The 13,777-nt window shown below is 54.7% G+C and carries 13 protein-coding genes; 7 read left to right on the top strand and 6 right to left on the bottom strand.

The annotated features are described in order from the left end of the window. Positions 1 to 222: 222 nt before the first annotated feature. Both dps and rhtA read right to left on the bottom strand, forming a co-directional pair. Positions 223 to 726 carry a DNA starvation/stationary phase protection protein Dps gene (gene dps, locus IAE27_RS24875; protein WP_004100493.1) on the bottom strand — a complete coding sequence of 168 codons (504 nt, stop codon included), beginning with the start codon at positions 724 to 726 and terminating at the stop codon, positions 223 to 225. Between the two features lie 216 nt (positions 727 to 942). Further along, the gene (gene rhtA, locus IAE27_RS24870; RefSeq protein ID WP_004100495.1) at positions 943 to 1,830 is read right to left on the bottom strand and encodes a threonine/homoserine exporter RhtA; all 888 of its coding nucleotides are present in this window, start codon (positions 1,828 to 1,830) and stop codon (positions 943 to 945) included. Positions 1,831 to 2,181: 351 nt separating this feature from the next. On the opposite strand from rhtA, the gene ompX reads away from it, so the two are divergent. Beyond that, positions 2,182 to 2,694, top strand: coding sequence for an outer membrane protein OmpX (gene ompX / locus IAE27_RS24865; protein ID WP_004100497.1), 513 nt, complete (start codon positions 2,182 to 2,184; stop codon positions 2,692 to 2,694). A 70-nt stretch (positions 2,695 to 2,764) separates the two neighbouring features. On the opposite strand, the gene IAE27_RS24860 is transcribed toward ompX, so the two are convergent. Both IAE27_RS24860 and mntS read right to left on the bottom strand, forming a co-directional pair. Next, on the bottom strand, positions 2,765 to 4,342 hold the full coding sequence (locus tag IAE27_RS24860) for a phosphoethanolamine transferase (protein WP_004100499.1): 1,578 nt from the start codon (positions 4,340 to 4,342) through the stop codon (positions 2,765 to 2,767). A 267-nt stretch (positions 4,343 to 4,609) separates the two neighbouring features. Beyond that, positions 4,610 to 4,735: a manganase accumulation protein MntS gene (gene mntS / locus IAE27_RS24855; RefSeq protein WP_004100500.1), complete on the bottom strand. Its 126-nt coding sequence runs from the start codon at positions 4,733 to 4,735 to the stop codon at positions 4,610 to 4,612. Positions 4,736 to 4,917: 182 nt separating this feature from the next. Between mntS and mntR the strand changes: the two genes are divergently transcribed. From mntR to IAE27_RS24830, 5 genes are all read left to right on the top strand, one after another. Beyond that, positions 4,918 to 5,391 (top strand): manganese-binding transcriptional regulator MntR, encoded by a 474-nt coding sequence (mntR, locus tag IAE27_RS24850; RefSeq protein ID WP_004100501.1) that lies wholly within the window; start codon positions 4,918 to 4,920, stop codon positions 5,389 to 5,391. After that, positions 5,388 to 6,494, top strand: coding sequence for an anion transporter (locus tag IAE27_RS24845; protein ID WP_200092975.1), 1,107 nt, complete (start codon positions 5,388 to 5,390; stop codon positions 6,492 to 6,494). The genes mntR and IAE27_RS24845 overlap by 4 nt, the downstream gene beginning before the upstream one ends. A 110-nt stretch (positions 6,495 to 6,604) precedes the next feature. Next, positions 6,605 to 7,645 carry an aldo/keto reductase gene (locus tag IAE27_RS24840; RefSeq protein WP_016809166.1) on the top strand — a complete coding sequence of 347 codons (1,041 nt, stop codon included), beginning with the start codon at positions 6,605 to 6,607 and terminating at the stop codon, positions 7,643 to 7,645. Positions 7,646 to 7,796: 151 nt separating this feature from the next. Beyond that, positions 7,797 to 9,173 carry a glycoside hydrolase family 1 protein gene (locus IAE27_RS24835; protein WP_047720116.1) on the top strand — a complete coding sequence of 459 codons (1,377 nt, stop codon included), beginning with the start codon at positions 7,797 to 7,799 and terminating at the stop codon, positions 9,171 to 9,173. 70 nt (positions 9,174 to 9,243) lie between these two features. Beyond that, the gene (locus tag IAE27_RS24830; RefSeq protein ID WP_004100505.1) at positions 9,244 to 9,960 is read left to right on the top strand and encodes a GntR family transcriptional regulator; all 717 of its coding nucleotides are present in this window, start codon (positions 9,244 to 9,246) and stop codon (positions 9,958 to 9,960) included. A gap of 45 nt (positions 9,961 to 10,005) precedes the next feature. Here IAE27_RS24830 and ldtB read toward each other — a convergent pair whose 3' ends face one another. Then, on the bottom strand, positions 10,006 to 10,920 hold the full coding sequence (gene ldtB / locus IAE27_RS24825) for a L,D-transpeptidase (protein WP_004100506.1): 915 nt from the start codon (positions 10,918 to 10,920) through the stop codon (positions 10,006 to 10,008). Positions 10,921 to 11,110: 190 nt separating this feature from the next. Then, positions 11,111 to 11,893, bottom strand: a complete 783-nt coding sequence (locus IAE27_RS24820; RefSeq protein WP_004100507.1) for a tyrosine-protein phosphatase — start codon at positions 11,891 to 11,893, stop codon at positions 11,111 to 11,113. A 178-nt stretch (positions 11,894 to 12,071) separates the two neighbouring features. Here IAE27_RS24820 and IAE27_RS24815 point away from each other — a divergent pair, with 178 nt between their 5' ends. After that, a complete protein-coding gene (locus tag IAE27_RS24815; RefSeq protein WP_016808105.1) occupies positions 12,072 to 13,664 on the top strand; it encodes an ABC-F family ATPase in 1,593 nt (530 codons plus the stop codon). The last annotated feature ends 113 nt before the right edge of the window (positions 13,665 to 13,777 follow it).

Raw genomic sequence — 13,777 nt, 5'->3', positions numbered from 1 at the left:
GGGGCGCTATTTTGGTGCGTCATAAGTGCATCGCATAACAAGAGCATTTTTAACGCAAACCCTGATGTTAAAACAATCTTGATGTAACGATTGTGTGAGGTGATTATTACAATTGATTTACTTTGGCGCGTATTTTGAACAATCTCATGCACTAATGTGGTGCGAAGCGGGGCGTGGGGAAAAGAAATAAAAAAGCCGCCAGCGTGGCTGACGGCAGTTGGCTTACTCGATATTCGCTTCGATGAACCACAGGAACTGATCCAGGTCGCGGGAAGCGGCGGTAAAGATATCAGCGGTATCTTCATCTTTTGCTTCGTCGATGGCTTTACGCACATCGTTGGCGACGATGGCATAGCGGTCGGCCAGCTCTTTCAGGTGGTCCTGGACGCTATGGATATCCAGCGGATAGCTTTTCAGCGGGCTCTTGCTGTTGATGACCTGAGTGGTACCCAGCGCCACGCCGCCAAGCTGGACGGCACGTTCAGCCATGGTATCAAGGTGGTTGACGAGCGCGGTGCGGAAGCCGTCCAGCATCTCATGAACGGCAATGAAGTTTGCACCGCGCATATTCCAGTGAGCCTGTTTAGTAATCAGAGACAGGTCAATGAACTGGATCACCTGGCGATTCAGCAGCTCAACGGTCGCTTTCTTCGCGCTATCTGCGACGTCGTTACGGGTATAGAGCAGATTCGTTGCTTTAGTTTTAACCAGTTTTGCGGTACTCATAATGTCATATCCTCTTGATATTTGTACTCGTCATACTTCAAATTCGAATTATTCGGAGCGTCTCATCCCAATAACTTGCGGAATTAAGTATAGCAACGGATTTGAGCTTTGCAGCGGCGGTAGTCTCTATCGGTCTGATAGCGCAGGGCTGTTGGATTGGCAAAAATCTTTATGAATCAAAGGCCCTGACTGGTTTTCTTGCTCAGGGCCTGTTCTTTAGCTGATGTCGACTTTCTGAATTTTTGTCTCCCGGCGCATTGTCAGCGTCGAGCCCATTGATGCCAGAATGATCGCCCCGAGCGCCAGGGTCTGGGTTGCAGTTAGCGTTTCACCAAGAAACACCATGCCGGAAAGCGCGGCCAAAGCGGGCTCCATGCTCATCAGGGTGCCAAAGGTCTTGCTGGGCATCCGGGTGAGGGCCACCATCTCCAGAGAATAGGGCAGAGCAGTGGATAAAATGGCGATCCCAAGGCCCGGTAACAATAGTCCCCACTGAAATAGCGTATCGCTGGCCTGAATCATCCCCATCGGCACGAAGACCACCGCAGCAATGAGCGATCCCATAGCGACCGTGGCAGGACCATGCTCTTCCCCGGCGCGCTGGCCGGTGAGAATGTAGACCGCCCAGCAGGCGCCGGCGCCAAGCGCCAGCAGCGCGCCGATGGGATCGATCTGGGCAACGCTTTGCCCCAGCGGCAGCAGAAACCAGAGTCCAAGCACCGCCAGCGCTACCCAGACGAAATCCAGCGGGCGGCGGGAGCCAAAGAGCGCCACCGCCAGGGGGCCGGTAAATTCCAGCGCGACGGCAACGCCTAGCGGAATGCGCTGAATTGATAAATAGAACAGGTAGTTCATCGCGCCCAGCGACAGGCCATAGAAGAGCAGCGGCAGACGCTGCTCCGGCGCAAAGCGAAGACGCCAGGGTTTGAAAATAACCACCAGGATGAAGGTACCGAGAGCCAGGCGCAGGGCGGTAACGCCGGGCGCGCCGACGAGCGGAAACAGTGATTTGGCCAGCGATGCGCCACTCTGAATGGAAATCATGGCGATTAAAATAACCAGTATCGGCAACCATGCCGGTACTTTGCGGGACGAGCCGGGCATCCTTTCTCCTGTCAATTTTGTCAAATGCGGTAAAGGTTCCAGTGTAAATGAATTACCCCGCGCCGGTTGAGCTATTGTTGAAAAAAAGGGGAGTGAAAGCAGTACAATAGCGCGGGGGCGAAGATAAATTCACCAGAAGATTAGGAATAATCTGGATACACGTCGGGTGCTTTATAGGCCTTAATAGGTCTATATTTGTAAAAAAGGTTTGTTTTCCAGTTTGTTATAGAAACGTAGAAACCTTTAGTTACATGAAAAAGTACGTTAGACAATGTAAAGTGAAAAGAGTTTCCCAAAAGTTTTTGTTATATTTAAGACTTAGGACTTATTAGAAACACATTTGAGGTGGTTATGAATAAAATTGCACGTTTTTCAGCACTGGCCGTTGTTCTGGCTGCATCCGTAGGCACCACTGCTTTCGCTGCGACTTCTACCGTTACCGGTGGTTACGCTCAGAGCGACATGCAGGGCGAAGCTAACAAAGCAGGCGGTTTCAACCTGAAGTACCGCTACGAGCAAGACAACAACCCGCTGGGTGTTATCGGTTCTTTCACCTACACCGAGAAAGATCGTTCTGAGTCTGGCGTTTACAAAAAAGGCCAGTACTACGGCATCACCGCAGGTCCGGCTTACCGTCTGAATGACTGGGCAAGCATCTACGGCGTAGTAGGTGTTGGTTACGGTAAATTCCAGAACAACAGCTACCCGAACAAAACTGACATGAGCGACTACGGTTTCTCTTACGGTGCTGGCCTGCAGTTCAACCCGATCGAAAACGTTGCTCTGGACTTCTCCTACGAGCAGTCTCGCATTCGTAACGTTGACGTTGGCACCTGGATCGCTGGCGTAGGTTACCGCTTCTAATCACTTCGGTGATATAAAAAATCCGCCTCCATGGGGCGGATTTTTTTTGCCAGCGACTTACGCGCCATCGTTAATTGACGGTGAACGCGTCGGTACCCAGATGGGTATAGTCGACCTTCTTCAGCTGGAAGTTGGTGATGTAGATAGGGCCAGCTTTCTGCTCTGAGATAAAGCGATAGCGCGGGGTGATCTCCTGAGCGCTGATACCGGTCCACTGCGAAAAGAAGCTGAGAAAGTCGTTGGCGGAACGTCGCGCTTTAATGATCTTATGCGCTTTATCATCGCTGGAGATCACCATAAACGGCACCTGGAAATTCTGCTGGTACTTATCGTCGTGTGCCAGATACTGCACCTCTTTCCCGCGCTCCTTAAAGGCCAGACCGTGATCGGAAAAATAGGTCATCGAGAAGGTTTCCCCCGAATTCTGTAGCTGAGTATAAAGATTGCTCAACAGCGTATCGGTTTGCGTCATGGTGTAGAGATAGCAGGAGGTCTCTTTCGACTGCACGAAAACGGCGTATTTGCCTTTGGTGCGATCGCAGGCCTGCGGGTGTGAGCCCATCAAATGCAGGACGATTAGCTGCGGCTGGGTACGGCGGGTGGCAAGCACCTGCGCGGTCAGCTTTAATAGCTGCTCATCCTGAGTGTTTTTGTTGGCCTCAAAATCGCCGTTTTTAAGGAACTGAACTTCGTCTGCGCGTTTGGCGATACTGGCAATCGCCGTATCATATTCACCAATTTGCCCCTGATTTGAGAACCACCAGGTCTGAAAACCGGCACGGTTGGCGAGGGTGACAAAGTTATCCTGAAACTGCGGTTTGTCATCGACCACCCGGTTCAGGGTTAATCCGAGGGATTTCTGCGTTGAACCGCTGGCGGCGATATAGTCGTTGAATAAATAGCCTTTGACCGAGCTGGCGAACGGCGTATTGTCCCAGTGGCCGCCAAAGGCGCCGAGCGCATCACGGCGCGCGCTCTCTCCGATAACCACCACGTACAGATGATACTTTGGCTTTACCGCCAGCACGTGCCAGCTGTCTTTCATATTCGCCAGCTGCGCCATCCGCGCCTGCTCATCCAGTACTTCACTATTATTCACCACCACATCTTTAACGAAGCGGACGGCAGGGTAGCCGGTATCGATGACCTTAAAGACGCCGCCCCAGGCAAGGTTTTGCACCGGTTGCAGAAAGAAAATAGCGATGCAGAACAGCAGTCCCAGCGTATCTGTTTTCCCCCAGCGCGCCGGCGCTTCCGGTTTGCGGCGCACGGCAATCACCCCGAGCGCAAAGATAAACACGGCCAGCAGATAGCTGTACCACGGGAAAATGGTGAGGATTTCGGTGGACTCTTCGATGTTCGTGGCGTGCAGCGCCAGCAGCGTGTTGAAATTCGGCGCGCCGTAGGCCTGGCCAAACGGATAGTACATGGCCGCCAGCAGTGAATAGACGCCAACGACTACTTTTTGTGCGCGCGGAAAGCTCCGCCACAGCAGATGCAGCACGCAGGTAAAAGCAACGGTATAGAGCAGGCTAAACTCATAGCCCAGCGCCAGGTTAATAAACAGCGATTGTAAAAAGTAGAATCCTGTCCATGGGTTCAGTACCGGCCTGCGGGCGACCAGCGTTTCTTTCAGCGTGACATTCATAGTAAACAATCAAAAAGAGCCATGTGTATCCCCTGGCATCAAGGGGTAAAACCTGCTGGACAGTGCGTGAAGAGGGTCTCTGCGAGCCGCAGTAGTGGCAGGGCTGACAAAAGATAGGGCTTGCAAATGGTAAGGTCAACAGTCCATAACGGATTGTTTTGGGAGAAAGCTTACAAAACTTGAAAAAAGTCGCTGAAGCGCTGAGTAATCAGCCAGTGTGGCAGGAATTTGTGGCAGAAAAATGAAGCGGCGTACCGCGACGCCGCATTAGTTGTTGGGTTTATCCTGCTGCGGTTTGCCGTTGATCAGATCGCACAGCATCCCGACAAGCATTAACCGCACTTTAAAAGGAGAATGGGTAAACACGTTTAAGCACCTCTTGAATTCATTCATATCGACCTCCTGTAACTTCGTCCTTCGCTCCTTGAAGGATGTGTGTATTACATACAGATATAGCACAGGCTATATTTTATAGCTATGGCTAAAACGTTAATTTTTTGTTCTCTGTGCGCGATCCATTACAATGGGGATCCTTTTATATGATGCTTGATGCGTCACAGGAATGAGGAAGCACAATGAACCGTCGCGCAGGTAAGCCAATAACAAAAAAAGTGACGCAGCTAGTGAATGTCGAAGAACACGTTGAGGGATTTCGTCAGGTACGCGAGGCGCATCGTCGGGAGTTGATTGATGACTACGTGGAGCTGATTTCCGATCTGATAATGGAAGTGGGCGAAGCCCGCCAGGTGGATATGGCCGCGCGGCTTGGGGTGTCGCAGCCAACAGTTGCAAAAATGTTAAAAAGACTGGCCAGCGTTGGGCTGATCGAACAGATCCCCTGGCGGGGGATCTTTTTAACGCCTGAAGGCGAGAAGCTGGCGCATGAAAGCCGCGAACGTCACCAGATCGTGGAAAACTTTTTACTGGTGATTGGCGTTAGCCCGGAGATTGCGCGTCGCGACGCCGAAGGTATGGAGCACCACGTCAGCGAAGAGACGCTGGCGATGTTTAAACAGTTTACCCTCAAGCAGGGGTCATCGGGAGAATGAACCTCGTCTTTGTTCAGTCGCTGATCCGCGACCGCTTTCTACACCTGCTGCTGGTTGTCGGCGTTGTTTTAAGCTTCTTTGTACCGTTTGCCCCTGCAGGCTGGCTACACGCCATTGACTGGCATACGATTATCACCCTTAGCGGGCTGATGCTACTGACCAAAGGCATTGAACTGAGCGGCTATTTTGACGTAATAGGGCGCAAAATGGCGCGCCGCTTTGTCACCGAGCGCCAGCTGGCCATATTTATGGTGCTGGCGGCCGCGCTGCTATCCACCTTCTTAACCAACGATGTGGCGCTGTTTATCGTTGTGCCGCTCACGCTGACCCTGAAAAAATGGTGCGCTATTCCGACCAGCCGGTTAATCATTTTCGAAGCGCTGGCGGTGAACGCCGGGTCGTTGTTAACCCCTATCGGTAATCCGCAAAATATCCTGCTATGGGGGCGCTCCGGCCTCTCATTCCCGGCCTTTATCGGCCAGATGCTGCCGCTGGCAGCAGCGATGATGATGACACTGCTGGCGCTGTGCTGGTTCTGTTTCCCCCCCAGGCATCTCAATTATCAGAGCAGCGACAGGGCGCCCTCCTGGCGGCCAAAGCTGGTCTGGAGCTGCCTGGCGTTCTATGTCGTCTTTTTGACCGCCCTGGAGCTAAAACAGGAGCTGTGGGGACTGGCGCTGATCGCGCTGGGTTTCCTGCTGCTCGCGCGGGCGGTGATCGTTAACGTCGACTGGACGCTGCTGCTGGTGTTTATGGCGATGTTTATCGATGTTCACCTGTTGACCCAGCTCCCCGTTCTACAGCATGCGCTCAACGGCGTTGGCCTGCTCTCGGCGGGAGGGTTGTGGCTGACCACGATTGGTCTGTCGCAGTTGATCAGCAACGTTCCGGCAACTATTTTACTGCTCAACTACGTTCCACCATCGGCGCTGCTGGCCTGGGCGGTTAACGTCGGCGGATTTGGCCTGCTGCCGGGCTCCCTGGCAAACCTGATTGCGCTGCGCATGGCTGGCGATCGTCGCATCTGGTGGCGCTTCCATCTCTATTCGCTCCCCATGCTGCTGTGGGCGGCGCTGGTGGGATACGGCCTGCTGCAGCTCTGATATTCAGAGAATTGGGCAAGAAACGGACAGAAACGCCACATTCGCGTTCTCCTTTTCCGGGGTATAACTCTCTTCACGGCAGTGAATCACCCTGATTGAAGGAGAGTCCTATGCGTTATCAAAAATTGGGTCATACCGGCCTTTTTGTCTCTGAGCTGTGCCTGGGCACCATGACCTTTGGTGGTGAAGGCGGCCTGTGGGGTAAAGTGGGGCAGCTGCGCCAGGCGGAAGCAGAGCAGCTGGTGGGCAACGCGCTGGATGCAGGCATTAACTTCATCGACACCGCTGATGTCTATTCAGAAGGACGCTCGGAAGAGATTACCGGCCAGGCGCTAAAGAATCTGAAAGTGCCGCGTGAAAACGTGGTGGTGGCGACTAAAGTCTTTGGCGAAACCGGCACTGCAGGCGTGAACTCGCGCGGCAGTTCGCGCTATCACATTATCAGCAGCGTCAAAGAGAGCCTGCGTCGTCTGCAGCTCGATCATATCGATCTCTATCAGCTTCATGGTTTCGATCCTGCGACTCCGATCGAAGAGACGCTGTATGCGCTGGATAATCTGGTGCAGCACGGCCACGTCCGCTATATCGGGGTGTCGAACTGGGCGGCATGGCAAATAGTGAAAGCGCTGGGCATTTCCGAACGCCTTGGGCTGGCGCGCTTTGCCTCTTTGCAGGCTTACTACACGCTTGCCGGGCGCGATCTGGAGCGCGAGCTGGTGCCGATGATGCAGAGCGAAGGGCTGGGCCTGATGGTCTGGAGCCCGCTGGCGGGAGGTCTGCTCAGCGGTAAGTACGATCGCGACGGGCAGTCGGCGAGCGGCGGCCGTCGTCAGGAGTTTGATTTCCCGCCGGTGAACAGAGCGCGGGCTTTTGACTGTATTGATGTGATGCGCGAGATTGCCGAGGCGAAGGGCGTTTCGGTGGCGCAAATCGCGCTGGCCTGGCTGCTGCACCAGCCGGCGGTGAGCAGCGTGATTATTGGCGCGAAGCGGGTCGAACAGCTTACCGATAATCTGGCGGCGACCCGCATTGCCCTGAACGATGATGAACTGTCGCGGCTTGATGCGGTCAGCGCGCTGCCGCGGGAATATCCGGGCTGGATGCTGGAGCGTCAGGGCGAACATCGCCGTAATCAGCTCGCACAGCAGTAATTTCTTTTCCTCTAAGCCGGATCGCCCGCGTCGCGATCCGGCTTTTTTTATCCATGGCGCTCACAAAAAACGATCCTCGACTTTGCCTGCTAATGAAAATTCGTTTATATGACTAGTCATGAAAATTATATGACTAGTCATGGGGCGAGAGATGAACAGAACACTGCCGGCAGATTTTTTATGGGGTAACTCGGTTTCCAGTATGCAAACCGAAGGGGCGTGGAATGAGGGCGGAAAAGGGATGTCGGTTTACGATATTCGTCAGCCGGCGGAATTTGCTTCCGACTGGAAGGTGGCGACCGACTCCTACCATCGCTATCGGGAAGATTTCGACCTGATGCAGGATTTGGGCATGAACTGTTACCGCTTCCAGATTGCCTGGAGCCGCGTTTGCCCGGAAGGCGACGGTGAGTTCAATGAAGAAGGTATTGCTTTCTATCACCAGTTTATCGACGAGTTAATTGCCCGCGGCATTGAGCCGATGATTTGCCTGTATCACTTCGATATGCCGCTGTCGCTGGCTGAGCGCTTTAATGGTTTTACCGACCGTCGGGTGATGGAAGCCTTTATTCGTTACGGGCAGAAGATGATCGACTGCTTTGGCGACAAGGTGAAGTGGTGGCTGACCTTTAATGAGCAGAATCTTTACCATATGCCGGACGCGTTTCTGATTTCAGGCTATATGCGCGGCGAGAAGACCCTGCGCGAGCTGTATCAGATCCAGCATCACGTGATGATGGCCCACGTTCATCTGACGCAGTATCTGCACCAGGCTAAGCCGCAGTGTTTGATGGGCGGGATGCTGGCCCATGCGCTGGTCTATCCCGCCACCTGCAAACCGCGCGATATTCTTTGCGCCCAGCAGCTGGACGAGTTTTTAAACCAGAACCTGCTGCGCGCCTTTGCCGGGGAGGGCTACAGCCCTGAGGTCATGCACGTGGTCGCCCGCGAAGGCCTGGAGGATATCTACCGCGCAGAGGATCTGACGCTGATGGCGCAGGTTAAAATCGACTATCTGGCCTTTAGCTACTATGCCAGCAAAGCGCTGGATAGCGACCCGATCCCGCCGGGCACGCCGGTCAACTATTACATGCAGTTTGGCGATAAAAAGAATGACTATCTGGAGGCTACCGAGTGGGGCTGGCAGATTGATCCGCTGGGCTTTCGCACCATTATTACCCGCTACTACAACGACTGGCGTCTGCCGGTGTTCCCGATAGAAAACGGCATTGGGGTGATTGAGTCCTGGGACGGCGTAAACCAGGTGGCTGACGACTACCGCATTGCCTATCATCGCGACCATATCAACGCCATGAAAGAGGCGATATTTGACGATGGCGCGCAGGTGATTGGCTACCTGGGCTGGGGGTTGATCGATATCCTCAGTTCGCAGGGCGATATGCGTAAACGCTACGGAGTTGTCTACGTGAACCGGGAAAACCACGACCTCAAGGACCTTAAGCGCGTACCGAAGAAAAGCTATGCCTGGCTGAAACGGGTCATCCATAGTCATGGCGCAGAGATGTAGCGGCGCCTCGCGCGGGCAGATGGTATATTCTGCCCGCCAGCCACAATCAGTCACGTAAAAGGATCGGGGAATGACGGCCAAATATCTGAGTATCGCGCGGGAAATCAAAAAACGTATTATCAGCCGCCAGTATCCCGCCAGCGCGCCGTTACCCGATCAGTTCGCCCTGGCGGCAGAGTTCAGCACCAGCAGGATGACCATTCAACAGGCGATGCGCCAGCTGATTGTCGAAGGCCTTATCTACACCCGTAAGGGGCAGGGGACCTTCGTGCGCAAAAATTTCCTCCAGCTTTCGCAGTGGGAGCTACCCGGCAGCGACTATTTTGGCGCCACCAAAACCTGGGAACATTTAGGGGAAGTCACCAGCCGGGTGATTCGCTTCGAGCTGCGTTTCCCTACGGAAAAAGAGCAAAGCTCGTTGCTGATTGACGCCGATGCCCCGGTCTATGATTTCGTCCGTCTGCGGTTGCTCAATGAGGAGCCCGTGTCGCTGGATCTCACCGTGATGCCCGTTGCGCTGGTGCCCGGCCTGAATAAAACGATTCTGCAAAGCTCGGTGTTTCGCTACGTACAGGAGACGCTGGGGCTTAAAATGATGGGCTCGTATCGGGTAGTGCGGGCGATGAAACCGCAGGCGCTGGACAGAGAACATCTCAACTGCGAAGCGACCGACCCGGTGCTGGAGGTGGAACAGGTGATCTATCTGGAGGATGGTACGCCGCTGGAGTATGCCCATTGCCACTATCGCTACGATCACGGCGGAATCATTCTGGTCAATAACGGTTAAAAAAATGGCGGGCACCGGGCCCGCCACTCTCTGCATTATGCGCGTTTAGTTCAGACGCACCGGCATACCGGAACGGTTCTGAATCGCCTGATCGAGCACGCTCTGGTCTACGTCAGTCTGGCTGGTAATCGCCTGTACTGATTTGGTCAGGTTAATCGGCACGATTTCACCGCCCTGGAACTGCTCTTCGGTCGTGGACAGCGGGTTGTGAACTTCAATGAAGCGGCTGCCGTCTGGCTCAGTCGTCGCTTTTACCGGCTCATCGATAAACTCAACGCGGGTGCCGACCGGCACGTTTTCGAACAGGAATTTGATGTCGTCGTTACGCAGACGCACGCAGCCGTGGCTGACGCGCAGGCCGATACCAAAGTTGGCGTTGGTGCCGTGAATGGCGTACAGGCGGCCGATATACAGGGCGTACAGGCCCATCGGGTTATCAGGACCGGCCGGAACAACCGCTGGCAGCGGTTCGCCAGCCGCGCGGTATTCCGCATGCATTTTGGCGGTAGGGGTCCAGGTCGGACCGGCTTTTTTACGCTCAACTTTGGTGACCCAGTTGACCGGCGTGTCTTTACCTAACTGGCCGATACCGATCGGCAACACGATAACGGTGTTGGTGCCTTTCGGGTAATAGTAGAGGCGCATTTCCGCACTGTTGATGACGATACCTTCATGCACGGTGTCCGGCAGGATCAGCTGCTGCGGGATGTTCAGCACGGTGCCGCCTTTCGGCAGGAAGGTGTCCACGCCCGGGTTGGCTTCCAGCATGTTGGATAAACCCATCTGGTATTCGGCGGCGAAGTATTCCAGCGGCTGCTTGTTGCCTTCCGGAATGGTGATCACCTGGTTCTGACCAATCAGACGGCTGCCGTCGGTGGGCAGAGGATAAGTTACAGCAGAAGCTGTGTTGCAAAAGCCCACGATGGCGAAGGCTGCCGCGAAGAGTGTTGATAATTTCATAATCTTTATGTCGTGGGCGATGTTAATGCCGCACAGGCCTTTGTCAGTTTAAACAGGGAGTCGATGGGAGCGCATTATATGTGCTTTCCGCCAAACAGGTAAATGAGATGTGTACGAAATCACATTTTTTTCCTGTGACCGAGAGTGTAGCCCGTCAACGCTGGCCCTGCCGCCTGAAAACGGGAGGGGATTACCCCTCCAGAAGCCGCGACTGGAGCGCTTCACGCGCCTGCGGCGTAAGCTGATACTCTTTCTCCAGCCAGGCATCGACGCTGGCGTAGCGGTCGTCGATTTGAGAAAGCGCGGCAGCAAGATAAGACTCATGAACCGTCATAATTTCCGCCAGGTTCTGCCGGCCGCGAGCGGTCAGTTCATCGCCGAGGGAATCGAGCATGAAATTCTCGACCTCAGTCAGCATGCCCTGGGTCAGCAGGTACTCTTCCATCACCGTATGGCGATCGCAGCCGAGGGCGAACAGCGTCAATGCGCAGCCAACGCCGGTGCGGTCTTTGCCCACCGCGCAGTGCTGCAGCAGCGCGCCGTCGAAGGGTTCCATCAGCCAACCGGCCAGCTGGCGATAAGCGGCGTTGTTGAACGGCAGCTGGCGATAGAGCTCCAGCATAAACTGCTCGCCGTTAAGGGCGTTGAGCGTGGCGGCGCTGAGCTCGGTGACTTTAGCGTTGACGTCGCGAACGTGCGGATTCGCCGGGGCGTTGAGATAGTGGGCCGTTTCGTTCAGCTTATCGGGGCTGCGATGCACTTCTCCCGGATCGCGATAATCTATCACCCGGCTGAGCGGGATAGCGTCCAGGTGGGTTAAGTCAGCGGTCGTCATCATATGCAGCGAGCCGGAGCGGAAAAGCTTCCCCGACCGCACGCGGCGGCCGTCGGCGGTACGCTGGCCGCCCAGGTCACGGAAGTTGATACCGCCCTGCAGCGATAAGAAGGCCGGATGGCGGGAGATTGTGGTCATAGGTTCCTTCCAGATTAGGGTAAAAAATTACGCACTGAGTAGTATAACCGCGCAAGGTGACAACGACCCTAACACAGGCGGCAGTGATGATTTTATAACGGCCCGTGAAAAGTGAAGCATTTGCTGGCATAATGTCTGGTTCATCACACTTCTCATTCTCTATTTTCAGGATAACCCCGTGCTAGTATCCAGCAACGTCACCATGCAGTTCGGCAGTAAGCCGCTGTTCGAAAACATTTCCGTCAAATTTGGCGGCGGCAACCGTTACGGCCTGATTGGCGCCAACGGTAGCGGAAAATCGACCTTTATGAAGATCCTCGGCGGCGATCTTGAGCCGACGCTGGGCAACGTCTCCCTCGATCCGAACGAGCGTATCGGTAAGCTGCGCCAGGATCAGTTTGCGTTTGAAGAGTTCAGCGTGCTGGATACGGTGATTATGGGCCACGGCGAGCTGTGGGAAGTGAAGCAGGAGCGCGATCGCATCTACTCCCTGGCGGAGATGAGCGAAGAGGACGGCTACAAAGTGGCTGACCTTGAAGTGCTATATGGCGAGATGGACGGCTATTCCGCTGAGGCGCGCGCCGGCGAGCTGCTGCTCGGCGTGGGGATCCCGGTAGAACAGCATTACGGCCCGATGAGCGAAGTCGCTCCCGGCTGGAAGCTGCGCGTGCTGCTGGCGCAGGCGCTGTTTTCTAACCCGGACATTCTGCTGCTCGACGAACCGACGAACAACCTGGACATCGACACCATCCGCTGGCTGGAGCAGACGCTCAACGACCGCGATAGCACCATGATCATCATTTCGCACGACCGTCACTTCCTGAATATGGTCTGTACCCACATGGCGGATCTGGATTACGGCGAACTGCGCGTTTATCCTGGCAACTACGATGAATACATGACCGCGGCGACCCAGGCGCGCGAACGTCTGCTGGCTGACAACGCCAAGAAAAAAGCGCAGATCGCCGACCTGCAATCTTTCGTCAGCCGTTTTAGCGCTAACGCCTCTAAATCTCGCCAGGCGACCTCGCGCGCCCGTCAGATTGACAAAATCAAGCTGGACGAAGTGAAAGCGTCCAGCCGCCAGAACCCGTTCATTCGCTTTGAGCAGGATAAGAAGCTGTTCCGTAACGCCCTGGAAGTGGAAGCGCTGGCTAAAGGTTTTGATAACGGCCCGCTGTTTAAAAACTTCAACCTGCTGCTGGAAGTGGGAGAGAAGGTTGCCATTCTGGGCGCCAACGGCGTGGGTAAATCCACGATGCTGAAAACCCTGGTCGGCGATCTGGCGCCGGACAACGGTACCGTTAAATGGTCTGAGAATGCGCAGATTGGCTACTACGCGCAGGATCATGAATATGAATTTGAAAACGATCTGACGGTATTTGAGTGGATGAGCCAGTGGAAACAGGAAAGCGACGATGAGCAGGCGGTGCGCAGCATCCTTGGTCGACTGCTGTTCAGCCAGGACGATATCAAGAAGCCGGCGAAAGTACTCTCCGGGGGCGAAAAAGGCCGTATGCTTTTCGGTAAGCTGATGATGCAAAAACCGAATATTCTGGTGATGGATGAACCCACCAACCACCTGGATATGGAATCGATCGAATCGCTGAACATGGCGCTGGAGATGTATCAGGGCACGCTGATTTTCGTTTCCCACGACCGTGAGTTTGTAAGCTCGCTGGCGACCCGAGTGATTGAAATTACGCCGGAGCGCGTTGTGGACTTCACCGGTAACTACGAAGATTATCTGCGCAGCAAAGGTATCGAATAATTTTCCTGTTGTTTGTCCCGGATTGCGGCGCTGGCGCGCCTTGTCCGGGTATCTCCCACAGACGGCGATGAACCTGTAGCCCGGGCAAGGCGCGTTAAGCGCCGCCCCCGGGA

This window comes from Klebsiella sp. S69, assembly GCF_016516145.1.
GTDB classification, from domain to species: domain Bacteria; phylum Pseudomonadota; class Gammaproteobacteria; order Enterobacterales; family Enterobacteriaceae; genus Klebsiella; species Klebsiella oxytoca.
This window is presented reverse-complemented; position numbering and strand designations above follow the sequence as displayed.

Bases quoted from the DNA above. Each gene is read 5' to 3' on its own strand.
- dps (WP_004100493.1), bottom strand. From the start codon at position 726: ATGAGTACCGCAAAACTGGTTAAAACTAAAGCAACGAATCTGCTCTAT.
- rhtA (WP_004100495.1), bottom strand. From the start codon at position 1,830: ATGCCCGGCTCGTCCCGCAAAGTACCGGCATGGTTGCCGATACTGGTT.
- ompX (WP_004100497.1), top strand. From the start codon at position 2,182: ATGAATAAAATTGCACGTTTTTCAGCACTGGCCGTTGTTCTGGCTGCA.
- IAE27_RS24860 (WP_004100499.1), bottom strand. From the start codon at position 4,342: ATGAATGTCACGCTGAAAGAAACGCTGGTCGCCCGCAGGCCGGTACTG.
- mntS (WP_004100500.1), bottom strand. From the start codon at position 4,735: ATGAATGAATTCAAGAGGTGCTTAAACGTGTTTACCCATTCTCCTTTT.
- mntR (WP_004100501.1), top strand. From the start codon at position 4,918: ATGAACCGTCGCGCAGGTAAGCCAATAACAAAAAAAGTGACGCAGCTA.
- IAE27_RS24845 (WP_200092975.1), top strand. From the start codon at position 5,388: ATGAACCTCGTCTTTGTTCAGTCGCTGATCCGCGACCGCTTTCTACAC.
- IAE27_RS24840 (WP_016809166.1), top strand. From the start codon at position 6,605: ATGCGTTATCAAAAATTGGGTCATACCGGCCTTTTTGTCTCTGAGCTG.
- IAE27_RS24835 (WP_047720116.1), top strand. From the start codon at position 7,797: ATGAACAGAACACTGCCGGCAGATTTTTTATGGGGTAACTCGGTTTCC.
- IAE27_RS24830 (WP_004100505.1), top strand. From the start codon at position 9,244: ATGACGGCCAAATATCTGAGTATCGCGCGGGAAATCAAAAAACGTATT.
- ldtB (WP_004100506.1), bottom strand. From the start codon at position 10,920: ATGAAATTATCAACACTCTTCGCGGCAGCCTTCGCCATCGTGGGCTTT.
- IAE27_RS24820 (WP_004100507.1), bottom strand. From the start codon at position 11,893: ATGACCACAATCTCCCGCCATCCGGCCTTCTTATCGCTGCAGGGCGGT.